This is a genomic window from Rhodobacter sp. P2_H5 (assembly GCF_056403335.1).
Genome location: NZ_JBFUFS010000001.1, coordinates 110,291 through 137,073, shown reverse-complemented (window position 1 = coordinate 137,073; position 26,783 = coordinate 110,291). Strand labels below are relative to the sequence as shown.

The following is a 26,783-nucleotide window of genomic DNA, read 5'->3' as shown; positions in this document are numbered from 1 at the left end:
GTGCAGGTTCACGCAGCGCCTGCGACAGGCGCGCCATGGCGGTGGTGGCTGAGCCAGACAAGGAGCAAGCCCCCCGCCGCCAAGAGGCCACCGGTCACCGGCACGGCGGCATAGCCGAGCCCCGCGCTGATCACCGCCCCGCCTGCGGCGGCACCGATTGCATTGCCCAGGTTGAAGGCACCGATGTTGACGGAAGAGGCCAGGCCCGGCGCGTCAAAGGCCGTCTGCATCACCCGCATCTGGACCGGCGGCACGATGGCAAAGGCCGCGGCACCCCAGAAGGTCAACATGATCGCGGCGCCCACATGGCTGCCCAGGACCAGAGGCATGGCCAGGCTGATCACGGCCAGCGCGCCGAGGAACAGCGCGGTTGCCCCCTCCAGCGACCAATCGGCCACCTTTCCGCCAATCCCGTTGCCCAGCGTGAAGCCCAGCCCGATCAGAACCAGCGCCAGCGTCACGAAATTGCCCGAGGCATTGGTCAGGCTCTCCAGCATCGGGGCCACATAGGTGTAGACCGAGAACATCGCGCTGGCGCCGAGGGTCGTGGTCAGCAGCGAAAGCAAGACCTGCGGCCGCACCAGCACCTGAAGCTCGCGCCGGACGTCAGGCCTTTGACCCGCGCCGACCCGGGGCAGCGCCAGGCCCAACGCGGTCATCGCGATCAGCCCCAGCACGGCCGTCCCGGCAAAGGACATCCGCCAGCCGATCTGCTGGCCGATCCAGGTCGCCATCGGCACGCCGCCGATATTGGCGATGGTCAGTCCCATGAACATGGTGGCGACCGCACTCGCCTGTTTCTCTTTCGGCACCACGCTGGCCGCCACGACCGAGCCGAGGCCGAAGAACGCGCCGTGGTTCATGCTGGTCACGATCCGCGAGGCGAGGAGCGTCCAGTAATCCGGGGCCAGGGCCGAAAGCGCGTTGCCGATGGTGAAGATCGCCATCAGGCACATCAGCGCCGCCCGCTTGCCAAAACGGCTGAAGATCAGCGTCATCACCGGCGCCCCGACCATCACGCCGATGGCATATGCGCTGATCAACAGCCCTGCCTTCGGGATCGAGACGCCCACGCCATCGGCGATCACCGGCAACAGCCCCATCGGCGAAAACTCGGTGGTGCCGATGCCGAAGGCCCCGATGGCCAGGGCTAGCACCGGCCAGTTGAAACCTGTCTTGTCTTGCAGTTGTGTCATGGTTCTGTCCTCAAGCCGCCCAGTCGGGCGCAAGACCCTTGGGCGAGACGATGCGGCCATCCGGCCGGGAAAGGGCTGTGATTACGGCCATCTCGGCCGCGGTCAGGGTGAAATCGAAAATGGCGAAGTTCTCGGCCAGACGGTCGGTCTTCGCGGTCTTGGAGAGCGCAATGCAGCCCTTCTGCACCAGCCAGCGCAGGGCGACCTGCGCCGCCGTCTTGCCATAGGCTTGGCCAATCGCGGCAAGGACCGGATCGCGCGGCACCGCGCCGTCGGCCATGCCGTAATAGGCGGTGATCGCGGCGCCGGTGTCCTGGGTCAGGGCGAGCATCGCCGATTGGTTCAGATAGGGGTGCATCTCGATCTGGTTGGTCACGATGGGCGCCTTGCTTTTCGCCACGGCTTCCCGGAACTGGGTCAAGTTGTAGTTACTGACCCCGATGAAGCGGGTCTTGCCGGCGGCCTGCACCTCGTTCAGCCAGGCGATCTGGTCGGCCACGGGGACCGTATCACCCGGCCAATGCGCCAAAAGCAGGTCGACATGGCCCACTTTCAGCTTCTCCAGGCTTTCGTCGACCGAGGCGGCAAAACCGGCGGCATTGTATTTGTCGACCCAGACCTTGGTGGTCAGGAACAACTCCTCGCGACGCGCGCCGGCGGCCTGCAGGGCGCGGCCAAGGGCGGCCTCGTTGCCGTAAATCTGGGCGGTGTCGAAATGGCGAAAGCCGGTGGCGAAGGCGGCGGGGATCACCTCCTCGACCTCGGCCTCCGACATGCGGAACACGCCAAAGCCCAGCGCCGGGATCTTCGCGCCATGGACATTCACAAACTGCATCGGTCTCTCCTGTGCGGGCGGCAAGGGGCGGGCGGCTCTGGCAAGGCCAGACAGTTCCGTGTTGCTTACCTTGTTGACAGATCAGCACATAAGCCAGCGATGCCGTCTTGATAATCCGTGCTATAGGCACATGATCTGTGAAATCAGTTCATAAAGCGGGACGTTGATGGACAATCGGGCAGGAGAAATGCAGATCTTTCTGCGCGTGGTCGACAGCGGCAGCTTTTCGGAGGCCGCGCGTCAGGTCTTGATGACGCCCTCGACCATCTCGAAACTGATCGACCGGATCGAGACCCGGCTGGGCGTCCGCCTCTTGGAGCGGTCCACCCGCCGCCTGTCGCTGACGGCCGAGGGGCGGATCTATTACGAGCGCAGCCAAAGCCTTCTGGCCGAGCTTGAGGATATCGAGCATTCGCTGTCGACCGGCGCGCGCAGCATGGGGGGCAAGGTGCGGGTCAACACTTCGGTCGTTTTCGGGATGATCGCGGTGGAGCCACTTTTGCCGGCCTTCTGGGCCGAATACCCCAATGTCGTGGTCGATCTCTCGCTTTCGGACGAAATTATCGACCTTTACCTTGATCAGACGGATGTGGCCTTTCGGATCGGGGCGCTGGAAAACTCCAGCCTGACGGCGCTGAAGATCGGCACGACGCCGCGCAAGATCGTGGCCTCGCCCGATTATCTGGCGCGGCGTGGCGTGCCGCAGCGCCCCGAGGATCTGGCCCACCACGCCTGCCTTGGTTTCAACTTTCGCCGCTCAGCCCCGGTGTGGCCGCTGCGCGAGTCAGGCCGGATTGTGGACCGGACGGTGGCAGGCCCGCTTCTGGCCAACAATGGCGAGACTGTGCGCAGGCTGGCTTTGGCAGGGATGGGTCTGGCTCGCCTGGGAGAATTCCACGTCCGCGGCGATCTGCTGTCAGGCACCCTTGTCGAGGTCATGGCCGACGCGGTCGAAAGCGAAGTCGAGGACATCCACGCCCTGTTTCTGGGCGGTGAACGTCTGCCACACCGCGTGCGCGCCTTTGTCGATTTCATGATCCCCCGGCTGCGCGCCGTTCTGGACGGGGCCTGAGCGGGCCCTGCGGGATTACCGTTTGTAAGGATCGGGCAGGGCCGGAACCAACGTGCCGCTGCAGGGGCCAAACCCGATCGTGTAGCCCGCCCCGCGCGCCGCGCCGGTCAGGGTCACGGTGTCATGATCCTCAAGGAAGCTTCGGCTGTGCTTGCCCAGGGCCAAAGGCGCCTTGCCGCCCGAGGTCAGCTCCAGCAGGCTGCCGAAATTCTCGCGCTTCGGCCCCGAGATCGTGCCAGAGCCCAGAAGATCGCCCGCATTCATCGGGCAGCCCGAGGTGGCGTGATGCGCCAGCTGCTGGGCCGCCGCGAAATAGACCTCGGCCGCGGAGGTGCGGCTGATCACCGTCGCAGCCCCGCCCGCAGGCGTCAGCGTGACCTCAAGTGCGATGTCGTAGGACAGCGGCCCGGGTTCCTGCAGATAGGGCAAAAGCGGCACCTCCCGCGGCGGGGAGGGCACGCGGAAAGGCTCCAGCGCCGCCTTCATCACCACCCAGGGGGAAATCGTCGTGGCAGTCGCCTTGGCCTGGAACGGCCCGAGCGGCTGGGATTCCCAGGCCTGGATATCGCGCGCCGACCAGTCGTTGAGCAGGACATAGCCGAAGATCATCGCGTCGGCCTCGGCCACGGTCACCGGCCCATCGGAGGGCAGGCCCACCACGGCGCCCAGCTCCAGTTCAAAGTCGAAGCGGCGCGAGGGCTGGAACGCTGGCATCTCATAGCCCTTGCCCCTGACCTGCCCCCAAGGTCTGCGCACCTCGGTTCCGCTGACCACGACAGAAGAGGCGCGGCCGTTGCAGCCGATCGGCAGATGCAGCCAGTTCGCCGGCAGCGCAGCGCCCTCGCCCTGCGCCAGCGCGGCCACATTGGCGGCATGCTGGCGGCTTGAGTTGAAATCGGTGAATTCCGAGACGAGGAAGGGCATCTGCAGGCTGACATCCTTGAGCGGGACGAGGTGATCCTCGACCAGGAACCGCTTGCTGGCGCCGTCTTTCAGCATCCTGGTGACCTGGGTCCGCAAGGCGGCCCAAACCGCCGGACCGGCCTCCATCACGCCATTCCAGAAGGGCACGTCCAGCAGAGGGCCGCCGTCCAGTTCCAGCAGGCCCTCGGCCTCCAGCGCCGTCACGTCCAGCACGAAATCGCCGATCGCCATGCCGCAATGCGCCTCGTCGTCGCCCCGGGAAAACACGCCGCAGGGCAGGTTGTTCAGCGGAAAGGGGCAGTCGGCCGCATTGGCCGAGGCCACCCAGCTTTGCATGAGGCTCATCTTCGGTCCCTTTCATCCAGTCCGGCGGTCATGCGGGCGGCGCCTGCAGCGCGGCCCGGTCCATCCGGCTTACGCGAGGCCGCCGCCTGTGCAAAGGCCCGGCCTTGCGACCGGGCCCCGGTTTGGCGGCTTTGCGAAGGGTCAGAGCCGTTCCAGCAGTACGGCGATGCCCTGACCGCCGCCGATGCACAGCGTGACCAGCCCGCGCGTCAGACCGTCGCGCGCCAGGCTGTGGACCAGCCGGGTGATCAGAACCGCCCCGGTGGCGCCGATGGCATGGCCATGGGCGATGGCGCCGCCCTCGACGTTGACCAGATCCTCGGGCAATCCCAGCTCATCGACCACGGCCAGGGGCACGGCGGCGAAGGCCTCGTTGATCTCGGCCCGTTCGATGTCGCCGATCGACCAGCCGGCGCGGGCCAGCGCTTGCCGGACAGCAGGCACCGGGCCAAGGCCGAACATCCCCGGCTCGACCGCGCCGATGCCCCAGCTGACCACGCGCGCCGCCGGCTGCAGCCCGATCTTCTCGGCATAGGCGCGGTCCGCCACGATCATCGCCGCCGCCCCGGCGTTCAGCCCCGGCGCATTGCCGGCGGTGATCGTTCCGTCCTTGCGGAAGGCGGGCTTCAGCTTGGCAAGACCCTCCGCCGTCGTCTCGGGGCGCGGCGCTTCATCGACGAGGAAGGTGCGCTCGCCCTTGCGGTCGCGCAGGATAACTGGCGCAATCTCGGCCGCGAAAAGGCCGGCCTCGCGGGCGGCGGAAAAGCGGGTCTGCGAGCGCAGGGCCCAGGCGTCCTGCCGCGCCCGGGTCAGGCCCTTGGCCGTGACCAGATCCTCGGTGTGCCAGCCGGAATGTTCACCCGAGAAGGCGTCGTTCAGGCCATCCGACAGCATGCTGTCCAGGATCTCGGCCGGGCCCATCCGGTAGCCCTGACGGCCCTTGGTCAAAAGATAGGGCGCGCGGTCCATGTTCTCCATCCCGCCGGCGATGGCGAGGGGGTGGAGGCCCAGCAGGATGTCCTGCGCCGCCGTCACCACGGCCTGCGCCCCCGATCCGCAGACCCGGTTGACCGTCATCGCCGGCACCGAGACCGGCAACCCGCCGCCAATAGCGGCTTGCCGGGCCGGGTTCATCCGGTTGCCGGCCTGAATGACATTGCCCATCACCGCCTCGCCCACCGAGGCCGGATCAATCCCGCCGCACTTGAGCGTCTCGGCGATCACGACGGCGCCAAGGTCGGTGGCCGGTGTGTCCTTGAGGCTGCCGCCAAAAGCGCCGATCGCGGTGCGGACCGGGTGGCAAAGAACGATTTCAACAGGTTTCATGATGTCTCCTTGGCGGGGTTCCCGCCCGTGAAGGGATCTGTCGGGGATCGGCGGATGCGGCTGGCCCGACCCCGGTGACCGTAGGGCCATTTTCGAGACTCACAATGATCTGGCGCATCGTCGCGGCTCCGCACTTTGATGACGATAGTCATATATTAAGCCCCCGGCAGGACGTCAACCAGCGCGGGTTGCTTTCAAGGTATGGCCGATCACCGCTATCTGCGGTGCGGCATGCCATGCTAACGTGGCGGCTGCGCAAGGACCGGGTCGGCGGATGGCGGAACCAATCTCTTCTCTCAGGCAGTTGTCGGAAGGCAATCGCGTGATCCGGATCGGCTTCCTTCTGGTGCCGGACTATCCGCTGATGACCTTTTCCGCCGCGCTGGATTCCCTGCGGCAGGGCAACCGTCTGGCAAAACGCAAGGTTTTTGAATGGGTTCTGATCTCCTCCGATGGCAAGGGGGTCAAATCGAGCAGCGGCCTGGGATTTGACGCCGATGCCGCGATGGCCACCGCGCCGCGCTGTGACGTGGTGATCACCTGCGCCGGGATCAACTATGCCGAGGCCTATGACCCGGCGATCTTCGCCTGGCTGCGGCGGCTGTATTCCGAGGGCTGCATCCTCGGCGCCGTCAGCACCGCCGTCTATTTCTTCGCCAAGGCCGGCCTGCTGGAGGGGCGCCGCTGCGCCGTCCATTGGGAATCCCTCGACAATTTCCGCAGCGAGTTCCCGAATTGCCTGGTCACCGACGACATCTTCGCCATCGACGGGCGGATCCTGACCTCTTCGGGCGGGACGGTGACGCTGGACATGATGCTGTACCTGATCGCGGCCACCCAGGGGCGCGAGCTTGCGGCGCAGATCTCGGACCAGTTCAACCATCCGCGCATCCGGCGGCATGACGACATCCAGAAAATGAACCCCGAGGACCGATTCGGCATCCGCAACACCAAGCTTGGCTTTGTCATCCGCCGGATGGAGGCCAACCTGAACCCGCCGATCGACATCGAGGATCTGGCGCAAAGCGCCTCGCTTTCGGTGCGCCAGCTGGAGCGGCTCTTCCTCGCCAATCTGGGCAAGAGCCCGTCGAAATTCTACATCGAGCTGCGGCTGGCGCGGGCCAGAGAGTTGCTTTTGAACACCAATCTTGGCGTGGCCACCATTGCCGAGATCTGCGGCTATCAGTCCGCCTCGCATTTCAGCCGGATCTACCGTCAGAATCTTGGCGAAGCCCCGGCCGCCACCCGCAAGGCCGACCCCAGATACGTGCCGCCCGCCCTGTGACCCTGCCACCTGCGCCCGCTAGAAGCGGGCGCAGAGATATGTCGCATTACGCATAGACTATGTCGAACTCATGCATATCGCACTGCAGCATTGGCCTTTATGCCTGAGGGATGGATCGCAAAAGGCCCCCGGCCCGCTGCAGCTTTGACCGGCACAAAAACAACCGCCCGCGAAGTCCTACCAAAAATACGGAACAGTATTTTGACCAACAGGAGAACCGCATGGAAAAGACCACTCACCCCTACGTTCCCACCCTTGTCACCGACCTGAAGGCCGGCGCCGTCAGCCGTCGTGATTTTCTGCGCAAGGCCACCTTGCTCGGCGTCTCGGCCACGGCGGCCTATGCGATGGCCGGCATGTCGATGCCCTTCGGCATGGCACGCGCCGACGAGATGCCCAAGGGCGGCAATCTGCGCGTCGGCATGCGCTGCATGGAGATCAAGGACCCCCATCTGGCCGACTTCGCCGAAAAATCCAACGTGATCCGGCAGGTCTGCGAGTATCTGACCCTGACCGACCGCAACAACATCACGCATCCCTACCTTCTGGAGAAGTGGGAGGCGAGTGACGACCTCAAGACCTGGACCCTGCACATCCGCAAGGACGCCACCTGGCGCAAGGGCGGCAAGTCGCTTACCGCCGATGACGTGATCTGGAACCTCAAGCGCGTGGCGGACCCGGCGGTCGGCTCTTCGATGCTGGGGCTGTTCACCGGCTATCTGGTCGAGGAATACGACACCGGCGAGAAGGACGACAAGGGCGCCGCCAAGATGTCGAGCCGGCTCTGGGCCGAGAATGCGATCGAAAAGGTCGATGATCTGACCGTCCGCCTGAACTGCTTTGCGCCGCAGATCGCGGTTCCCGAACATCTGTTCCATTATCCGATGTTCATCCTCGACCCCGCCGACAACGGCGCTTTCGGGCCTGAGGCGAATGGCACCGGCCCCTTCGAGATGGTCGAATATACCGTCGGCAAGGGTGCCAAATACAAGGCGCGGACCGATTACTGGGGCACGGGGCCCTTCCTCGACACCTTCGAATATGTCGATCTCGGCGATAACCCGGGGGCGGGGATTGCCGCCATGGCCTCCAAACAGGTCGATGGCCTGTCCGAGGCGGATGCCGTGCAGATCAGCGCCATGCAAAGCTTCCCGCATGTCGCGGTTTACAAGGTCGAAACCACGCAGACCATCGTGGCGCGGATGCACCCCGATGTGGAACAGTTCAAGGACAAGCGCGTGCGTCAGGCCATGCGCTTTGCCATCGACCGCGACAAGGTGATCCAGACCGCCCTCCTCGGCGCCGGCACCCCGGCCGAGGATCACCATGTCGCCCCCTCGCATCCCGAATATGCCGCCCTGCCGAAATACGCCCGCGACATCGACAAGGCCAAGAAGCTGCTGGCCGATGCGGGCTATCCCGATGGGTTCGAGATCGACATGGTGACCCGTCCCGACCCGATTTGGGAGCTGAACACAGCGCAGGTCATGGCCGAGCAGTTCAAGGACATCGGCATCAAGATCAACATCAAGTCCCTGCCCTCCTCGCAATATTGGGAGGTCTGGACCTCGGCCCCCTTCAGCCTGACCGCCTGGGGCCACCGGCCGCTGGCCGTGATGACCCTCTCGCTCGCCTACCGATCGAACGCGGCGTGGAACGAATCCCACTACGCCAACCCGGAGTTTGACGCACTTCTGACCCAGGCCAACGGCATCCTTGACCCGAAGGAACGCAGCAAGGTCATGGAAAAGATCGAGATGATCATGCAGGATGACGGGCCGATCGTGCAGCCGTTCTGGCGCGTCTTCTCGACCGTGATGGACAAGAAGGTGCTGGGCTTTGAACTGCACCCCTCGCAGTACATCTTCGCGCACCAATACGCCGTTTCGGCCTAAGCTTGCCCAAGGCGATCCGGCCCCGTCGCGGGCCGGGTCACCCGCCGTATCGGAGTGCCCCGCCCATGCTGACTTTCTTGGCCAATCGCATCGCGATGATGCTGGTGACGATGCTCTGCGCCTCGTTCCTCGTCTTTGCGGTGTGCGAGTTCACGCCGGGCAGTGTGGCGCGCAAGTCCCTGGGGCCTTTTGCCACCCAGCAGCAGGTGGATCTGCTGACCGAAAAACTGAAAGCGAACGATCCTTTGCTAATCCGCTATGGCCGCTGGCTGGGCGTGCTGGTGGGGGCGATCCCCGACCCCCTGCAAGACCCCGCGACCGGGCTGAACTTCGAGGACAAGCGCGGCGCGCAGTATTTTGGCAACTTCGGCTATTCGACGCTGAACAAGCTGCCGGTCAATGATGTGATCTGGGACCGGCTCGGCAATACCGCAATCCTCGCCGGGCTGGCCTTTGCGCTGATTGTGCCCTTGTCCATCATTTTCGGCATCCTGTCGGGCCTGAAAGAGGGCGGGCCTTTGGACCGGATCCTCTCGGTGATCTGCATCACCTTCACCTCGATCCCGGAATTTGCCTCGGGCGTGTTTCTGGTCACGCTGTTTGTCATCCTGTGGCCGATCTTGCCGGGGACAAGTCCTCTCAACAGCGATGGCGGCTGGTCGATCCCGTCGCAGTTCGTCCTGCCGGTGGCGGTGCTGGTGATCTACGACTTCGGCTATGTCGCCCGGATGATCCGCGTTTCGATGATCGGCGTGATGGAGCGGCCCTATATCCGCACCGCGATCCTGAAGGGGATGAGCCCGCGCCGCGTGATCCTGGGCCATGCGCTGCGCAACGCGATGATAGCACCCTTTACCGTGCTGCTGTTGCAGATCAACTTCCTGATCAGCGGCGTTGTGGTGACCGAACTGGTCTTCGCCTACCCCGGATTTGGCCGCCTGATCCTGGATGCGAGCCTGTTCGGCGACATCTCGACGCTGGAGGCCGCAACCCTGATCACCGTGGGCATCGCCGTGGTGACCCAGCTTCTGGGCGACATCGGCTATATGCTGCTTGATCCCCGCATCCGGGTGAGGTGAGCGATGACCGTGCAAACCCTTCCGAAAGCCCGCGCCCAGCGCCCGCAATGGATGCGGATCTTCCAGTCAAAGACGGCGACTGTCGGTCTGGTGCTGGTGGCCTTCTGGGTGCTGGCGGCACTTCTGGCGCCGATCCTGCCGCTGCCCTCGGCCACCGAGTCCGATGTCATGGCGATGGGCAATCCCTATCCCTCGCTGCACCATTGGCTCGGCACCGACATTCTGGGCCGCGATGTGCTGGCGCGGCTGATCTTCGGGGCGCGCACGGTGCTGATGGTCGCACCCTTGTCTGTGGCCGTGGCGATGGTGGTCGGCATCACGCTCGGCATGGTGGCGGGCTATTACGGCGGCTGGATCGACATGTTGATCAGCCGGTTTTCCGACATCATCCTCGCCTTCCCGGTGCTGGTCATCTACGTCATCCTGATCGCCAATATCGGGCCCTCGGTGGTCAATATCGTGATCGCGACCACGATCGCCTCGGCCCCCGGCATCGGGCGGATCACCCGCGGGCTGGTTCTGGGCCTGAAAGAGCAGGATTACATCGCCGCCGCCCGGCTGCGCGGTGAAAGCACGCCCTTCATCATGCTGGTGGAGCTTTTGCCGAACTGCCGCAGCATGCTGATCGTCGATGGCTGTCTGCGGATCGGCTACACCATCATCACCATCGGCATCCTGGGCTTTCTGGGCCTTGGCCTGCCGCCGCCCAACCCGGATTGGGGCGGCATGGTCAAGGAAAGCGTCACCGTTCTCAACGTCTGGCCGCTGATGTCGCTGTTCCCCTCGGCCGCGCTGGTCAGCCTGGTGCTGGGCTTCAACCTTCTGGCAGATGGCATGCGCGAGGCGTGGAAACCATGATCATGAGCCCCACCCTGCCCCCGCAGGACGCCGCCCTCCTGACCGTCAAGGACCTGCGGATCGAGTTTCGCGGCAAGACGGACACCGTGGTCGCGGTCCCCGGCCTGTCCTTCCATGTCCGGCCGGGCGAGGCCTATGGGCTGGTCGGCGAATCCGGCTGCGGCAAAAGCACGACGGCGATGGCGATCATGTCCTATCTGGGTGCTACGGGCATCGTCGCCTCCGGCAGCATCCGGTTCGAGGGGCAGGAGCTGGTCGGCGCCAGCCCAAAGGCGCTGCGCACGATCCGGGGCCGCCGCATCGCCATGGTCTACCAGGACCCGATGAGCGCCTTGAACCCGGTCAAGACCATCGGCGCGCAGCTGGCCGAGGTGCCGCTGCTGCATCTGGGCGCCTCCCGCCGCGAGGCCGTGGCGATGGCCGAGGCGATGCTGGCCGATGTGCGCCTGCCCGACCCGGGCGAGATGCTGCGCCGCTATCCGCATCAGCTGTCGGGTGGCCAGCAGCAGCGCGTTGTCATCGCGATGGCCCTTCTGGCACGCCCCTCGCTTCTCTTGCTGGATGAACCGACCACCGGGCTGGATGTGACGGTGGAGGCGGCGGTGATCGACCTGATCGGCGATCTGCGCCGGAAATATGGCACCAGCCTGCTGTTCATCTCGCACAACCTTGGTCTGATTGCGGAAACCTGTGACCGCGTCGGGATCATGTACTCCGGCGAGATGGTGGAGGAGGGGACGACCGGCGATCTGTTCCGCCACCCGCGCCATCCCTATACCCAGGGGCTGATCGACTGCATCCCCGACATCCACCACGACAAGACCAGCCGCGCGCTGGCCGCCATCCCCGGCCAGATCCCGCAGCCGCAGGACCGGCCCACGGGCTGTTTCTTCGCCCCGCGCTGCGCCGGTTTCACCCGCGGCCTGTGTGATGACCCGGCTCTGGCGATGGCGCCGGTTGGTGCGGGCCATCTGGTGCGCTGCGCCCGGGCCGAGGACCTGACATGGGTCAGGCCGGTGTCCGAAGTTCTCCCCGATCTCGCACCGTCGCCTGGCAATGAACTTGCGATCACGGATCTGTCGAAGACCTACAAGGTCGGCGGCCGCAAGACGCTGAAGGCCAATGATGCGGTGTCCTTTACCGCCGGCGCGGCAGAGATCGTGGCGCTGGTCGGCGAATCCGGCTGCGGCAAATCCACCCTGGCGCGGATCGTGACCGGGCTGGACCGCGCGACCTCCGGCCATATCTGGCTGGCGGGGGAGGATATCGCCAGGCTCGCCGCCAAGGACCGCCCGCGTGCCCTTTTGCAGGCGGTGCAGATGATCTTCCAGAACCCGGACAGCACGCTGAACCCGGCGCATAGTGCCGCCTTCTCCATCCGCCGCTCGATCAAGAAGTTCGGCGTGCGCGTTGGCAAGGCGGCGATCGACCAGAGGGTCACCGAGCTTTTGGAAATGGTGCGCCTGTCGCCCGCCCTGGCCAACCGCAAGCCCAGCCAGCTTTCCGGTGGCCAGAAGCAGCGCATCGCCATCGCCCGCGCCTTTGCCGCCGACCCGGCGTTGATCGTGGCGGATGAGCCGGTCTCGGCGCTGGACGTTTCGGTGCAGGCGGCGGTGGTGACGCTGCTTCTGGATATCCAGCGCGAGAAGCACACGACCATGCTGTTCATCAGCCATGATCTGGCTTTGGTGCGGCATGTGGCCGACAAGGTGGTGGTGATGTACCTCGGCCAGGTGATGGAACAGGGCAGCGTGGAGGAGGTCTTCGGTGGCCAGAACCATCCCTATACTCAGGCGCTGATCTCGGCCATCCGCAGCCCGAACCCCGACGACCGCCCCAAGGACCGCATCCACCTGACCGGCGACACGCCCAGCCCGGTCAACCTGCCCGCCGGGTGTCGCTTTGCGACCCGCTGTCACCGCAAGCTTGGCGTCCTGTGCGACACCGTACCGCCGCCGCTGCGCAGGCTTTCGCCCAGCCACGAGGTCAGCTGCCACATCCCCGCCGCCGACCTGCGGTCCGATCTTGATGGAGCCCACCATGCCCGCTGAACCCGCCTTCGACCTTGTGATCCGCGGTGGCCGTGTCGTCCTCCCCGAGGCGACCTTGGCCCTCGACATCGGCATTCGCGACGGCCGCATCGCAGCCCTCGCGCCCGACCTGCCCAAAGGCGCGCAGGAGGTTTCGGCCGAAGGCAAGCTCGTCCTGCCCGGCGGCGTCGACACCCATTGCCACATGGACCAGCAGCCTTGGGAGGGCAAATCCACCGCCGACGATTTCAGCACCGGCACCCGCTCGGCCCTGTGCGGCGGCACGACCACCGTGGTGCCCTTTGCGATGCAGATGCGCGGCCAGTCGCTGCGCGCGATTGTCGAGGATTACCACGAAAGAGCGCGGCCCAAGGCGCATATCGACTACGGCATCCACCTGATCATCGGCGACCCCTCGCCCGAGGTGCTGCGCGACGAGGTGCCGGCGCTGATCGCGGCGGGCTGCACCTCGATCAAGATTTACCTTACCTATGACGGGCTGAAGCTGGACGATTACGAGGTGCTGAACGTGCTGGACCTCGCCCGCAGTCAGGGCGCGATGGTCATGGTCCATGCCGAAAACGACGCCTGCATCCGCTGGCTGACCGAGAAATTCGTGGCCTCGCGCAAAACCCAGTTGCGCTATCACGAAAAGGCCCATTCGCCGATCGGCGACCGCGAGGCGACCCACCGCGCCATCAGCCTGTCGGAGCTGATCGAGACGCCGATCCTGATCAGCCATGTGGCGGCAGCGGCGGCGGTGGAGGAGATCCGCCGCGCCAAGGCCCGCGGCCTGCCGATCTTTGCCGAGACCTGCCCGCAGTACCTGTTCCTCTCGGCCGAGGATATCGACACCCATGACCTTTCCGGCGCCAAATGCGTCTGCACCCCGCCGCCGCGCGACAAGTCGAACCAGCCGGAAATCTGGCGCGGCATTCTGGACGGCACGCTGGATATCGTGACCTCCGACCATTCGCCGTGGAACTACGCCGACAAGATCGCAGGCGGGCCGGACACGCCTTTCACCCGGATTCCGAACGGGATTCCCGGCATCGAAACCCGGCTGCCGCTGATGTTCTCTGCCGGGGTGAACGGCGGGCGGATCTCCTTGCAGAAGTTCGCCGATCTGACCGCGACCCAGCCCGCCAAGCTCTTCGGGCTGTACCCGCGCAAGGGGGTGATCGCGCTTGGCGCGGATGCTGATCTGGCGATCTGGGATGCCGACCGGGAGGTTACAATCTCCAACGACCTGTTGCACCATGCCACCGACCACACGCCCTATGAAGGCCAAGTCCTGCGTGGCTGGCCCGTGGTGACCATCTCGCGCGGCGAGGTGGTCTGGGCGGATGGGCAGGTGCTTTCCACACCCGGACGCGGCCGGTTCATCGCCCGCAGCCGCCCCTTCGTGCCGCAACAGGGCCTGTCCTCGGTGCTGGCGTCATGAAGCGACTGGCGGGAAAGGTGATCCTGATCACCGGCGCAGCCAGCGGAATTGGCGCGGCGATTGCGCGGCGTTGTCTGGATGAGGGTGGCACGGTGGTCTGCTGCGACCGTTCGGGCGATCAGGTGGCAAGTCTGGCGGCAGGGCTTGGGCCGATGGCGCTTGGCCTTGAATGTGATGTGACGGACAGCACCTCGCTCGACGCGGTGGTGGCTGCGGCCAAGGCTCGTTTCGGGAGGCTGGACGGGCTGGTGCATAACGCTGCCGCCCCGTCGAAGGATGGCACCGTTGTGGATCTGGACCTTGCCCAATGGCGGCTGGAACTGGACGTCTCATTGACCGGGGCCTTTCTGGTCAGCAAGGCGGCGCTGCCCCTGATGATCGCAGGCGGCGGCGGGTCGGTGGTCTTCATTGCCTCGCAATTCGCCCATGTCGCGGTCGGCAAGGCGGTCGCCTACTGCGCGGCCAAGGCGGGGCTGGTGCATCTGGCCAAGGCGATGGCGGTGGATCATGCGGATCAGGGCATCCGGGTGAACTCCCTTTCCCCCGGCGCGGTCGCCACGGCCCGGCTTTTGCAACGCTGGCCGGATCTGGAGGCTGCCGATAAAGGCCTTGGCCCGGCACATCTGCTGGGCCGCATCGCCCAACCCGAAGAGATTGCCGCCGCCGCCGCCTTTCTTCTGTCCGCCGACGCCTCGTTCGTCACGGGGACGGACCTGCTGGTCGATGGCGGCTACGCGACGCGATGATGTGACTGTTATGGATTGGATAACGCGATGACCCTTCTTGTGACCGGCGGCACCGGCTTTGTGATGAGCGTTCTGACCCGCGCCTGGCTGGACCGCGATCCGGCCGCCAGGGCGGTGATCCTTGACCGCTCGCCGCTGGATGCGATGGCCGAACGCTTCTTCGCCCCGGTGCGCGAAAGGCTGACGGTGATCAGCGCCGATGTCCTTGACCCTTCGACTTGGGCCAAGGCGCTGGACGCCCACGCCATCACAGCCGTGGTCCACGGCGCCACGATCACCCCCATCTCACGCGGCACCGCCGGCGAGGCCAAGCGCCAGCCCGAGGCCGAGGACCCCGCCCGCATCGTCGATGTGAACCTGATGGGCACAGTCCGCCTGCTGGAATGGGCGCGGCAGAGCCCCGGCGTAAAGCGGTTCCTCTATGTCAGCTCCGGCTCGATCTATCGCCACAACGGCCCGGACTGGGCGTCGGAGCCTTTGCCCGAGGATGGCTATGTCGCTCCGCTGACGCTTTATGGCATTTCCAAATTCGCCTCGGAGATGGTGGTGAACCGCTATGCCGACCTCTTCGGGCTGTCGGCCCTGTCGGTCAGGCTCGCCTCGGTCTATGGGCCGATGGACCGCGCCACCGAAAGCCGCAACTTCCGCCATGTACCCAACCGCGTGGCCCATATGGCACTGGCGGGCGAAGTGATCCGCCCCAACGCTTTGGATCCGGTGGGCGACTACATCCACTCCACCGATGCGGCCGCCGCGATGATCGCCCTGCTCGACGCACCACAACTCCGCTACCGCCATTACAACATCGGCAGCGGCACCACGGCCACGATTGGCGAGGTGATCGACTGGGCCCGCGAAAGGCGCCCCGACCTCCGGGTCGAGGTCAGCCCGCACGAGACGGCCAATGTCATCCAGGACCCGGCCCTCAAAGGCGGCATGTGGGGCGCCTATGACACCGCCCGGATCGAGCGCGACACCGGTTGGCGCGCAAGGCCCGGCAGGGAGGCCTTTCACGATTACATGGACTGGATCCTCGAAAACGAGGACGCAGCGCAGGGGAGGAAACTCTGATGTCCGACGCCAACAAGACCACCGCCGACCTGACCAGAACCGAACGCCAGCCGCGCGATTTCGTGGGCTACGGGCCGAACCCGCCGCGGGTCAGCTGGCCGGGCGGGGTCAAGCTCGCGATCAATCTGGTGCTGAACTACGAAGAGGGCGCCGAATATTCCTGGCTGGAGGATGGCCGCAACGACAACTGGGGCGAATACAACATCCCCAACAGCCCGCCGGTCCGCGACCTCGGCACCGAGACGCATTTCGAATATGGCAGCCGCGCCGGGGTCTGGCGTCTGGCCCGGCTGTTCGACCGTTACAAGATTCCAGTCACCGTCTCGGCCTGCGCCGTGGCGCTGCAAAAGAACCCCGCGGTGGTCGAATGGATGAATGCGCGCGGCCATGACCTTCTGGGCCACGGGTTGCGCTGGAGCGAATATTCCACCCTGCCCCGCGCCGAAGAGGAGCGCCAGCTGCACGAGGCCATCGCCCTTTACAAGGAGCTGACCGGGCGGCGGCCGATGGGCTGGAACTGCCGGTCTTTCCCCAGCGTGAACACCCGCGACCTGATCGTGCAGGAGGGCGGGTTCCTTTACTACTCCGACCCCTGCAACGACGATCTGCCCTATTTCATGGACCACGGCGGCACTCGGCTGCTCGTCGTGCCCTATTCCAAGACGCTCAACGACAGCCGCTTCCTGATCGCCCCCGGCTACAGCAACCCGCGCGACTTTGCCGAGGATTGCCGCGCCGCGATCAATTACATGCTGGACGAGGCGGAGGAGACCGGAGGCCGGATGCTGACGATCTGCGTCCATGCCCGCTGGATGGGCCAGCCCAACCGTGCGGCGGGGCTGCGCGATGTGATCGACCATGTGGTGAAATCGCCCGGCGCCGCCTTCATGCGGCGCGAGGATATTGCCCGGCACTGGCTGGCCCATCATGGCTGAAACCCAACTGATGCCGAAACCCGGCGAGGCGGCCACCCAAGGCCAGGCGCTGACCGGCGCGCAAGTGGTGGCTGCGATCCTGAAGGCCGAAGGGGTCCGCCAGATCATCGGCTTTCCCAACAGCGAGCTTTTTGACGCTGCTGCCGCCCTGGATATTCCCCCGGTGATCACCCGCACCCCGCGCGTGGCCGCCAATATCGCCGAGGGCTATGCCCGCACCACCCAGGACGCCAGCCTCGCCGTGGTCACCGTGCAATATGGCCCCGGCGCCGAAAGCGCCTTTGGCGGCATCGCCCAGGCCTATAACGACGGGGCGCCCCTGCTGTTTCTGCCCACCGGCTATCCGCGTGGCGCCGAAGCCGTGGCGCCGAACTTTCAGGCCAGCCGCAACTTCCGCCATATCACCAAATGGGCCGAAACCGCCCTCCGCATCGAGGATCTGCCCAAGCTGATGCACACCGCCATCGCGCGCCTGCGCAATGGCCGCCCGGCGCCGGTATTGCTGGAACTGCCGGTGGATCTTTTGGCCGAAAAGCTGGAGCCGGTGCTGCAGGCCTATCAAAGCCCGCGCCGCAGCCTGCCCCAGGCCGATGCCGGAGAGGTGGCCGAGATGGTCGCGACCCTGCTGGCCGCGCAGAACCCGGTGATCTTCGCCGGGCAAGGCGTGCTGGCCAGCGGCGCCAGCGCCGAACTGGTCCGCCTGGCCGAGTTGCTGCGCATTCCGGTGATGACGACGCCCAATGGCAAAAGCGGCTTCCCGGAGGATCACCCCCTGGCGCTGGGCACCGCCGGGCGGGCGCGGCCGGCCATGGTCGATCACTTCATGGCCAAGGCCGATGTGGTGCTGGCGCTGGGCACCAGCCTGACCCGGTCGCATTACATCCTGCCAATTTCCAAGGACAAGATCCTGCTGCAGGTCTCGATCGAGCCGGATGATCTGGGCAAGGATTACCCGGTGGTGCAGGGCGTGGTCGGCGATGCCCGCGCGGTCCTGAACCAGATGATCGCCCATATCCGCGACCACCGCCTGCGCCCTGAAGGACGCGAGGCGATTGCCGCCGAAATCGCGCGGGTTCGCGCCGCCTTTCTGGAACGCTGGGTGCCGCATCTTCTGGCCGACAGCGACCCGATCTCGCCCTACCGCGTGGTGTGGGAGATCATGCAGGTGCTGGACCCCGCCACCTCGATCGTCACGCATGATGCGGGCAATCCGCGCGACCAGTTCACCCCTTTCTATCAGGCCACCGTGCCGGGCAGCTACATCGGCTGGGGCAAGACCACGCAGCTGGGCAGCGGGCTGGGCTTCGCGCTGGGGGCCAAGCTGGCCCGGCCCGAGGCGACGGTGGTCAATCTGATGGGCGAATCGGCCTTTGGCATGGTGGCGGGGGATTTTGAAACCGCGATCCGCTGCAACCTGCCGATCCTGACGGTGGTGCTGCGCAACCATGTGCTGGGCGGTTATGCCGCCAGCATGCCGGTCGCCACGCGCAAATACAGCGCCAACCGGATGTCGGGCGCCTATGCCCCGATTGCCGAAGCGCTGGGCGGCCATGGCGAATGCGTCACCCTCGCCGGCGGCATCCGCCCCGCCCTGTTGCGCGCCCTGACCCGCGTGCGCCAGGGCCAGGCCGCCCTGGTGGAGGTGGTGACCCATGAAGAACCCCGCCTCGCCGGGCTGTGCTAGGATCGGAAGGATGGCCCCATGTTTGATCTGATCCTGGCGGGCGGCACGGTGGTCAACGCCTCTGGCAGCCTTCGCGCCGATGTGGCGATGGCCGGCGGGCGTATCGCGGCCCTGCTGCCGCCAGGGGCGGAGGCCGAGTCTCTGGCCCGGCTGGATGTCTCGGGCAAGCACCTCTTGCCCGGGCTGGTCGATGCCCATGCCCATCTGCGGGACCCCGGCCTGACCCAGAAGGAGGATTTCACCTCTGGCACCACTGCGGCGGCGCTGGGTGGGGTGACCACCGTGCTGGACATGCCGACTGATGACCCCTGGACCGACACCGCCGCCCGGCTGGCCAGCAAGATGGCTTTGGCCGAAGGGCGCTTGCAGGTCGATGTCGGCTTTCAGGCCGTGCTGACGCAAGGGCTGGCCGAAGCCGAGGCGCTGATCGCCCTGCGCCCCGTCTCGCTGGAGCTGTTCACCGCCGATGTGCCGCAAGCCTTCATGTTCGACAGCCTCGACAGCGTCGCGCAGACGCTGAGGGCACTGGCGCGGCATGACATTCTGATGGGAATCTCGCCCGGCGACCAGTCGATCCTGCTGGGCAGTGCCGCCCGCGACAAGGGTACGGATATTGCGGCCTTTCTCGCCAGCCGCCCACCTTTGGCCGAAGCAGGGGGCATCGCGCGCGCCCTGATTGCCGGGGCCGAGGCCCGGGCGCGGGTCCATGTCCGCCAGATCAACTCCGCCGCCGGTGTCGCCGTCTGGCGCCGGATGCGCGACCTGTGTGACGCGAGTGTCGAGACCACGCCGCAGAACCTGTTCTTCACCGCCGAGGATTACACGGTGCAGGGCGCGGGCATGAAGGGCTCGCCCCCCCTGCGGTCGCGGCAGGATGTGGAGGCGCTGCGCGAAGCCCTGTCCGAAGGGTTAATCGACATCATGGCCACCGACCACGCCCCCCATACGCCCGTCGAAAAATCGGCCAGTTACAAAGCCTTCGCCGATATCCCGGGCGGGATGCCAGGGATGCAGACCCTGCTGGCGACCATGCTGAAACTGGTGGGCGAAGGTGTCATCGGCCTGCCCGATCTGGCGCGGATCTGCGCCTTTACCCCGGCCAGACGCTTTGGCCTGGGCGCCAGCAAGGGCGCGATTGCCCCCGGGATGGATGCCGATATTGCCGTCATCGACCTCGCCCGGACCACGGTGATCCGCAATGCCGATCAGGCCACAAAGGCCGGGTATACGCCCTTCGACGGCTGGGAGGTTCCCGGATACCTGACCGATGTCTTCCTGCGCGGCACCCGAATCGCAAGCGAAGGCAGGCTGATCGCCGCGGGGCAGGGCCATGTCGTCATCAGCCAGAGTTGAAGGACATCAGATGCCGTTGTTGCAGAACAAAGTCGCCATCGTCACCGGTGCAAGCTCTGGCATAGGCCGAGCCATCGCCTTGCGCTATGCCGCCGAGGGGGCCAGCGTGGTGGTGGCCGATGTGATCGAAACCCCGATCGAGGGCGGCATGCCCACCGCCGACCTGATCCGCGCGGAAGGCGGCAAGGCGCTGTACCTGAACGTGGATATCTCGGATTGGGCGCAGGTCGATGCGCTGGTGAGCCAGACCGTGGCGGCCTTTGGCAGGCTCGATCTGATGGTGAACAACGCGGCCATCTATACCTCCACCACGCTGCTACAGACCACGCCCGAGCAATGGGCGCGGGTGATCGGGGTCAACCTGACCGGGTTCTTTTACGGCTGCAAACGCGCGGCCCAGCAATTTCTGACGCAGGACCCGGTGGACGAGGTGCGCGGGCGGATCATCAACATCTCCTCCCAGCATGGCATGGTCGCCTGTCCGGGCGACTTTCCTTATGGCGTAAGCAAAGGCGGCATCGTGCAGATGACCCGGCAGATCGCGGTGGATCACGCCGGAGACGGCATCCTCTGCAACGCCATCGCGCCGGGCAAGATCATCACCGGCAAGCCGGGCATCGCCAATGACCCCGGCGCTCTGGATTACTCACGCCTGCGCACCCCCTGGCCGCGACTTGGCCAGCCGCGGGATGTGGCGGGGGCGGCGCTGTTTCTGGCCAGCGACATGGCCAGCTACATCACCGGCATCAACCTTCTGGTGGACGGCGGCTGGATGGCCGGCTGAACCACCTTCCCCAAACCCCGGCACGACCGGAGAAAAGGACTGACCATGGATCTTGGGATCAAGGGTAAAACCGCGCTTGTCCTCGGCGCGGGCGGTGGGCTGGGCGGGGCGATTGCCCGCACGCTGGCCGCTGAGGGCGTGGCCGTCGCCGTGGCTGACATCAACAAGGAGGCCGCCAATGCCACGGTGGCCGAAATCACCGCGGCGGGCGGCCGCGCCCTGGCGTTGGCCTGGGATCTGGGCGAGCTTTCGGTGATCGGCCCGAACCTCGGCCGGATCGAGGCGGAGTTTGGCACGGTCGACATCCTGGTCAACATTACGGGCGGCCCGCCGCCGACGCTGGTTTCGGGCCAATCGGCGGAAAGCTGGCGCAAGTTCTTCGATGCGATGGTCCTGTCGGTCATCGCGATCAGCGATGCGGTTCTGCCGGGGATGAAGGCCAAGGGCTGGGGGCGGATCATCACCTCGACCTCCTCGGGCGTCGTGGCGCCGATTGCCAATCTTGGCCTGTCGAACGCCCTGCGGATGTCGCTGCTCGGCTGGTCCAAGACCCTCGCGGGCGAGGTCGGGCGCGACGGGATCACCGCCAACATCGTGCTGCCGGGCCGCGTCGCCACCCAACGCATCGCCTTTCTGGACGAACAGAAGGCCAAGCGCGAGGGCAAGGCGGTCGAAGACGTCTCTGCCGCGAGCACGGCCTCGATCCCGGTCGGGCGCTATGGCGATCCGCAGGAATATGCCGATGTGGTGGCCTTTCTGGCCAGCGCGCGGGCGTCGTATCTGACCGGATCGGTGATCCGGGTGGATGGCGGGTTGATCGCCAGCGTCTGACGCATCGCGCATAGCTTGCGTCGGGTTGCGCCATATACGTCAACGGGCGCCCCCAGTAGCCTTCTCACGGATCCGATTTCCCTTTGCCAAAACCGGCGGCCCGTGCCGCCGGACCTGCAAAATCGTGCCGCCTCACCCCATTGACCCAAAAGGAAAAGCCATGCGCGCCGCCTTCCTCCGCCTTGTTCTGGCCGTCACCTGCGCCACACCTGCCTTGGCGCAGGAGGCGAAAGTCATCAATCCCGACGCCTGGTTTGCCGAGGGGCCGATCTGGTATCACGACAAGCTGTTTTACGTCGAATATGGGCGCAACACGGTGATGACCTGGGATGGCACCAAGAACGCGGTGTTCTGGAAGCAGGACGGCTGCGGCCCCTCCGCGGTTCTGCCGACCAGCACCGGTGATTTTGTGGTGACCTGTTACGATTCCAACTCGATCGGGCGCATCTCGGCCGAGGGCAAGACGTTGGAGCCTTTGACCAAGGACAGCGACGGCGCGGCCTTTGTCGGGCCGAACGACTTCGCGCCCGACAAGAAGGGCGGGATCTACTTCACCGGCTCGGGCAAGGGGGGTGCGCTGATTGACGCCTCGGCTTATTACATCGGCAAGGATGGCACGGTGAAGCGGGTCGCGGGGGATCTGCACAACGCCAATGGGCTGGTTCTGTCGAACGACGGCAAGATCCTTTATCTGGTCGAGACCGAGGATAACCGCATCATCGCCTTTGACGTACAAGACGATGGCAGCCTTCTGAACCGCCGTGTCTTTCTGCGGCTGGACGACCTGTTCCCGGGCGCGCCGCATATCTGGCCGGACGGCATCAAGATCAATGCCAAGGGTGAGATCTATATCGGCCAAAGCCCGCGGAGCCTGGATGCGCCCGGCAAGATCATCGTCGTGGATGGCGAGGGCAAGCTGTTGCGGACGCGGTCGGTGCCCTCGCCCTCGATGCCGAACTTTGCCTTCGGGCCGGGCGAGAAGGTGCTTTACGTCATGGCGCTGGACCAGATCGATGCCGCCCCCTGGCATGGCAAGGTTTACGAAATTCCCAACAACTAGCGCCCGTCAGGGCAGCTTGATGCCGTAGGTTTCGATCTTGCGGTACAGGGTCGGGCGCGAGATGCCCAATGCGATGGCCGCCTTGCTGAGGTTGCCGTGATGCGCCTGCAGGGCGCGCTCGATCAGCCGGACCTGAGCGTCCTTCAAGGAGGCGTCCGGAACCGGGCGGGCCCCAAGGGCCAGGTCCACCGGCTCGGGTCGGGCCGCGCTGGGGTTGGTGATCTCGGGCGGCAGGTCGGTCAGGGCCAGATTGCGCGATTTCGCCAAGCCATGCAGGCTTGCCATTAGGTTGCGCAATTCGCGGACATTGCCGGGCCAGGTGTGGCGCATCAGGGCCTCTTGGACCTCTGACCCCATGACCAGCAGATCACGGCCGGATTCGATGCTGATCTTGCGGTTGTAGTGCTCTGCGATCAGCAGGATATCCCCGCCCCGCGCCCGCAGTGGCGGGATGGTCAGGATCACCGCACTCAGCCGGTAGAACAGATCGCGGCGGAAGCGCCCGGCCTCGACCTCGTCCAGAAGCACGCGATTGGTCAGGGACAGCTGAAGCTGGGGCGCATCCGGCTCTTGCAGGCGGGTCATCCGTTCTTCCAGAACCCGCAGCAGGTACAGCTGAGTCTCGGGCGTGGCCTCGCCGATCTCGTCCAGACACACCGGCGTGCGGGCGTCGCGCAAAAGGTCGGCGCCGAACATCTGCGGCGCCATCGCCCCGCAATTGATCAGCCGGAAACGGTCGGTGCCGTCAGGGTCGATGCGGGCGTGGATCAGCCGGGCGAACAGTTCCTTGCCGACGCCGGTCTGCCCCTCGATCAGGGTGGGCGCATTGACCGAGGCGATGCGGTTGGCGGATTCCAGAACCTCCAGGATCACATCGCTTTTGCCGACGATCTTCAGCCCGGTCTTGCCGATATCGACCCCGGGCAGGGGCCGGATGATCGGGCGTGACAGCGCAGGTGCGGGATGGCTGACCTTGGGCTTGAAGACCAGGGCCGCGCCCTTGACCGAGCCGTCGATCTCGATCAGCCGGATATCCTCGCAGATATTCTCGCGCGGCAGGGCGGCGAGGATATTCTCTTCCGAGATGCCGTCGGGCAGTTCCAGAAACCGCGCGCCCAACCCCAGGTCGCGGTCCGAACACCCGACATCCAGCCCGCTGTTGCGGCTGAAGATCAGCCGGCCAAAGCGGTCGACGATGGCCAGGCTGTCGGACTTGCCCTGCGCCTCGACGGGGAACTTGCCGATGATCGCTTCCATCAGACGGATGTTCAGCAGGGATTGCTCTTGCTGCAGCACAAGTTCGATGTCGCGGGCGGCGGTGGCAGCGAAGGCGGCGTTGTGTTTCTGGAAGATGCCGGTCAGGCCCGACAGGTTGACCACGCCGATGATGCTGTGGTCGATCGGATCGCGGATCGGGGCGGCGGCACAGCTCCAGGCTTTCATGCCCTCGCAGAAATGCTCCTCGCCATGGACATAGACCGGCTGGCCCATCCAGAGCGCGGTGCCGATGCCATTGGTGCCCGAGGCGTCCTCGCTCCACACGCCGCCGACGGTCAGGTTGATCTTGCTGGCCTTGGCCAGGGTGGAGCGGTCGCCCACCGTTTCCAGGATCACGCCATCGCGGTCGGTCAGCAGCAGCATCGCCTCCGCCCCGGACAGAAGATCGCCGATCCGCGCCATCGAGGCCTGGGTCGCGCGGCGCAACTCGGCCTGATCGAAGGTGGATTTGGCCTGCGGCGCGCTGCGCGGAAGGGAGGGGGCGGCGAATTGATCCGGCTTGATGCCGGTCGAGGTCGACCGCACCCAGGATTGATAGATGACCGAGCGGACGCCGGGCATCGGCAGGCTCGGGGCGTTGCGGTTCGCAAGGAACCGGTTCCAGGCCTTTGACGTCTCGCGCGGGTCGACATCGGCGAAATCGAACCCCTGACGCGGGGGTCGTGGCGCAGAGCGCTGATCTGAAGTCATCATTAAGTCCCCTCCCGTGAACTTAACTTTCGGTGGCGGGTCCCTTTTTCGGACCCGTCGCAGACATTCTGGCGGCGCGGATCAGGTGATCTGCAGCCGCGCGCGGATGTCCTCGGCAAGCGTGTCTTCCGGGTAGTCCCGGTTGATCGTCCGATTGGCCAGATCGGCGATCTTTTCGGTAACCTCATCCGCGAGCGGCGTGAAGAAGCCGTTTTCCTTGGTGGCGATCACGAAGCACTTCTCCCCGTTGATTCGTTTGATCTGGCCCAGAAAGTGCAGCTGTATGCCCGAGTCGGTATCGGCCAGCACCACCCTTCCGTTCATGCTGATGCGCAGGTAGGGCACCGGCGCATCGGGCAGCCGGGGCCTTGCCTGATCGATGATGATCAGACCCTGCGCCTGTGGCGGCGGCGCAGCTTTTTTCGCCTTGTCCGCCGAGTACTTGCCGCCGCTGAGCGTATCGGCCAGTTTTTCGATCGTCCCCCAATTGCGCCGCAGATGTTCCTTGGCGTGCTTGTCTTCTTCCCTGGGGCCGCTATGTCTGGAATAGATGTCCAAGTGACGTCTCCTCAGTGTGGGCTGGCGTGTCACTTTGTCACAGAAGATTAGGAACGCTAACACGGGGCGCGAAATCTGTCGCATCCGTTGTTCCGGGCCTGTGCAAAGCGGAAAATGCGTAACGAAACGTTACAACCGGCGCAGCCGTCAGTTCGCGCGCGGCATGGCCGTGGTTTCGGCCTTGGGTTTGACCTTGGCCCCCATCCGGCCTTCGCTGATCCAGCGGGCGGCCAGAACGAAAGCCCCGGTGGCAAATTCGCGGCCATGTGCGGCGATCATCTCTTCGCCGATCAGGGCGATGCGCTGAAAGAAGGCGTCCTTGCTTTTCTCTTCTTCGGTCAGGTCGGCGGTCTGTTGCGTGGTCATGGTGGCACCTTTTGCAGGGTTTCAGGATTTGAACATGGCGTCGGGAAACTCAACCAGGGCGGCAGAGCCGTCAGACCCGGCGAGGGCGAGGAAATTGCCGTCCGGCGACCATTCCAGCGCGGTGATCCCCGCCCCGGTATCTTCGCGCAGCAGGATTTCCGAGGGCTGGCCGATCTCGGCCAGACTCAGCAGGCCATTGGCATAGCCCACCGCCACCAGATTGCGGTTCGGGCTGGTAGCCACGGCGTTGACAAGCACCAGACCGGGCTTGCCGGTCATCACGTCGTGCCCGGTTTCCAGCGACCAGGCGGCGACCCGGTAGGCGCCGGCCGCGACAACGCTGCCGGTGGTGGGGCTGAAAAGGGCACGTCCGACCGGGGCCGGGAAGTTGCGGCGCGGCGTGACGCGATTGGTGGTCGCGTCGATCAGGCAGAACCCTTCCGTGCCCAGCGCCGCCGTCAGGGCCAGGCCCTTGGGATGCCAGATCAGGCGGGTCGGAGTGCCGTCCAGCGCCGTCTCGACCGGCGGCGCCTCGGGCGTGGTCAGCGACCAGCGGCACAGGCCATTGGCATAGCCGACGGCGAGCGTCGTGCCATCCGGCGAAAAGGCCAGCGCCTTCACCGGATTGGCCGCCGGAATGCTGCGCGGCGCATCCTCGGTGGTGAGCGAGATCAGAACCTGCATCCCGCAGGCATAGGCCAGCGTCTTGCCATCGGGCGAGGCGGCCAGCACCGCGATTCCCTTGGGCGCCCGGGCCGCAACATGCGCCGCAATGCCCCCGGGGCTCAGCGAGTTGATCCGCCCGGTGTCCTTGGCAAAGGCAAAGCCCGAAGCCCCCAAGGCCACCACGTCCGAACTGCGCCCGGCCGAGAAATCGGCGGGCTTCAGCGGCAGGAAGGGCTTTTCGCGCGGCGCGATTGTCAGCCGCCCGGTGTCCAGCGCCCGCTTCGTGCGCAACCTGGGCGAAGCCTTGTCCGCGGTCGCCGCCAGCAGGACCGCGCCATCAGCGCAGGCAAAGGCCACGGCAGAACTGTCGGCGTTGAAGGTGATCTGCTGCACGGGTGAAGGCACCATCCAGTCACGGGCGATCAGGTCGAAAAGCTGCAGATGCGCGCGTTCGTCTCTCATGGGTATCCCC

At 65.6% G+C, this 26,783-nt stretch carries 23 protein-coding genes; 15 read left to right on the top strand and 8 right to left on the bottom strand.

Features of this window, described 5'->3' with window-relative positions:
• Positions 1-8: 8 nt before the first annotated feature.
• Both AC1DVR_RS00660 and AC1DVR_RS00655 read right to left on the bottom strand, forming a co-directional pair.
• Positions 9-1,196 (bottom strand): MFS transporter, encoded by a 1,188-nt coding sequence (locus tag AC1DVR_RS00660; RefSeq protein WP_477998583.1) that lies wholly within the window; start codon positions 1,194-1,196, stop codon positions 9-11.
• 10 nt (positions 1,197-1,206) lie between these two features.
• Positions 1,207-2,031 carry an aldo/keto reductase gene (locus AC1DVR_RS00655; RefSeq protein ID WP_477998582.1) on the bottom strand — a complete coding sequence of 275 codons (825 nt, stop codon included), beginning with the start codon at positions 2,029-2,031 and terminating at the stop codon, positions 1,207-1,209.
• Between the two features lie 187 nt (positions 2,032-2,218).
• On the opposite strand from AC1DVR_RS00655, the gene AC1DVR_RS00650 reads away from it, so the two are divergent.
• Complete coding sequence (locus tag AC1DVR_RS00650; protein WP_477998581.1) at positions 2,219-3,103, top strand: LysR family transcriptional regulator; 885 nt, start codon at positions 2,219-2,221, stop codon at positions 3,101-3,103.
• Between the two features lie 15 nt (positions 3,104-3,118).
• On the opposite strand, the gene fahA is transcribed toward AC1DVR_RS00650, so the two are convergent.
• Entirely contained in the window at positions 3,119-4,372 is a 1,254-nt protein-coding gene (fahA, locus tag AC1DVR_RS00645; RefSeq protein WP_477998580.1) for a fumarylacetoacetase, read from the bottom strand.
• A gap of 141 nt (positions 4,373-4,513) precedes the next feature.
• Positions 4,514-5,698 carry a thiolase family protein gene (locus AC1DVR_RS00640; protein ID WP_477998579.1) on the bottom strand — a complete coding sequence of 395 codons (1,185 nt, stop codon included), beginning with the start codon at positions 5,696-5,698 and terminating at the stop codon, positions 4,514-4,516.
• Positions 5,699-5,972: 274 nt separating this feature from the next.
• Here AC1DVR_RS00640 and AC1DVR_RS00635 point away from each other — a divergent pair, with 274 nt between their 5' ends.
• From AC1DVR_RS00635 to AC1DVR_RS00570, 14 genes are all read left to right on the top strand, one after another.
• Positions 5,973-6,983, top strand: a complete 1,011-nt coding sequence (locus AC1DVR_RS00635; RefSeq protein ID WP_477998578.1) for a GlxA family transcriptional regulator — start codon at positions 5,973-5,975, stop codon at positions 6,981-6,983.
• A 221-nt stretch (positions 6,984-7,204) separates the two neighbouring features.
• Positions 7,205-8,878, top strand: a complete 1,674-nt coding sequence (locus AC1DVR_RS00630) for an ABC transporter substrate-binding protein (protein ID WP_477998577.1) — start codon at positions 7,205-7,207, stop codon at positions 8,876-8,878.
• A gap of 65 nt (positions 8,879-8,943) precedes the next feature.
• Positions 8,944-9,957, top strand: coding sequence for an ABC transporter permease (locus tag AC1DVR_RS00625; protein WP_477998576.1), 1,014 nt, complete (start codon positions 8,944-8,946; stop codon positions 9,955-9,957).
• Between the two features lie 3 nt (positions 9,958-9,960).
• On the top strand, positions 9,961-10,815 hold the full coding sequence (locus AC1DVR_RS00620) for an ABC transporter permease (RefSeq protein WP_477998575.1): 855 nt from the start codon (positions 9,961-9,963) through the stop codon (positions 10,813-10,815).
• A 2-nt stretch (positions 10,816-10,817) separates the two neighbouring features.
• Positions 10,818-12,866, top strand: coding sequence for a dipeptide ABC transporter ATP-binding protein (locus tag AC1DVR_RS00615; protein ID WP_477998574.1), 2,049 nt, complete (start codon positions 10,818-10,820; stop codon positions 12,864-12,866).
• On the top strand, positions 12,856-14,289 hold the full coding sequence (gene hydA / locus AC1DVR_RS00610) for a dihydropyrimidinase (protein ID WP_477998573.1): 1,434 nt from the start codon (positions 12,856-12,858) through the stop codon (positions 14,287-14,289). Before AC1DVR_RS00615 ends, hydA begins: the two co-directional genes overlap by 11 nt.
• Positions 14,286-15,035 carry an SDR family NAD(P)-dependent oxidoreductase gene (locus tag AC1DVR_RS00605; RefSeq protein WP_477998572.1) on the top strand — a complete coding sequence of 250 codons (750 nt, stop codon included), beginning with the start codon at positions 14,286-14,288 and terminating at the stop codon, positions 15,033-15,035. Before hydA ends, AC1DVR_RS00605 begins: the two co-directional genes overlap by 4 nt.
• Positions 15,036-15,062: 27 nt before the next feature.
• Positions 15,063-16,106, top strand: coding sequence for an NAD-dependent epimerase/dehydratase family protein (locus AC1DVR_RS00600; RefSeq protein WP_477998571.1), 1,044 nt, complete (start codon positions 15,063-15,065; stop codon positions 16,104-16,106).
• Positions 16,106-17,041 (top strand): allantoinase PuuE, encoded by a 936-nt coding sequence (locus AC1DVR_RS00595; RefSeq protein WP_477998570.1) that lies wholly within the window; start codon positions 16,106-16,108, stop codon positions 17,039-17,041. The genes AC1DVR_RS00600 and AC1DVR_RS00595 overlap by 1 nt, the downstream gene beginning before the upstream one ends.
• Entirely contained in the window at positions 17,034-18,725 is a 1,692-nt protein-coding gene (locus AC1DVR_RS00590) for a thiamine pyrophosphate-requiring protein (protein WP_477998569.1), read from the top strand. Before AC1DVR_RS00595 ends, AC1DVR_RS00590 begins: the two co-directional genes overlap by 8 nt.
• Before the next feature lie 18 nt (positions 18,726-18,743).
• Positions 18,744-20,078, top strand: a complete 1,335-nt coding sequence (locus AC1DVR_RS00585) for a dihydroorotase (protein ID WP_477998568.1) — start codon at positions 18,744-18,746, stop codon at positions 20,076-20,078.
• Between the two features lie 10 nt (positions 20,079-20,088).
• Positions 20,089-20,862 carry an SDR family NAD(P)-dependent oxidoreductase gene (locus AC1DVR_RS00580; RefSeq protein WP_477998567.1) on the top strand — a complete coding sequence of 258 codons (774 nt, stop codon included), beginning with the start codon at positions 20,089-20,091 and terminating at the stop codon, positions 20,860-20,862.
• Between the two features lie 45 nt (positions 20,863-20,907).
• Entirely contained in the window at positions 20,908-21,693 is a 786-nt protein-coding gene (locus AC1DVR_RS00575) for an SDR family oxidoreductase (protein WP_477998566.1), read from the top strand.
• Between the two features lie 160 nt (positions 21,694-21,853).
• Positions 21,854-22,753 carry an SMP-30/gluconolactonase/LRE family protein gene (locus tag AC1DVR_RS00570; RefSeq protein WP_477998565.1) on the top strand — a complete coding sequence of 300 codons (900 nt, stop codon included), beginning with the start codon at positions 21,854-21,856 and terminating at the stop codon, positions 22,751-22,753.
• Between the two features lie 6 nt (positions 22,754-22,759).
• On the opposite strand, the gene AC1DVR_RS00565 is transcribed toward AC1DVR_RS00570, so the two are convergent.
• From AC1DVR_RS00565 to AC1DVR_RS00550, 4 genes are all read right to left on the bottom strand, one after another.
• On the bottom strand, positions 22,760-24,721 hold the full coding sequence (locus tag AC1DVR_RS00565) for a sigma-54-dependent Fis family transcriptional regulator (protein WP_477998564.1): 1,962 nt from the start codon (positions 24,719-24,721) through the stop codon (positions 22,760-22,762).
• Between the two features lie 81 nt (positions 24,722-24,802).
• Positions 24,803-25,279 (bottom strand): hypothetical protein, encoded by a 477-nt coding sequence (locus AC1DVR_RS00560; protein WP_477998563.1) that lies wholly within the window; start codon positions 25,277-25,279, stop codon positions 24,803-24,805.
• Between the two features lie 147 nt (positions 25,280-25,426).
• Positions 25,427-25,645 (bottom strand): hypothetical protein, encoded by a 219-nt coding sequence (locus AC1DVR_RS00555; RefSeq protein WP_477998562.1) that lies wholly within the window; start codon positions 25,643-25,645, stop codon positions 25,427-25,429.
• A 21-nt stretch (positions 25,646-25,666) separates the two neighbouring features.
• Positions 25,667-26,773: a WD40 repeat domain-containing protein gene (locus tag AC1DVR_RS00550; protein WP_477998561.1), complete on the bottom strand. Its 1,107-nt coding sequence runs from the start codon at positions 26,771-26,773 to the stop codon at positions 25,667-25,669.
• Positions 26,774-26,783: the final 10 nt, after the last annotated feature.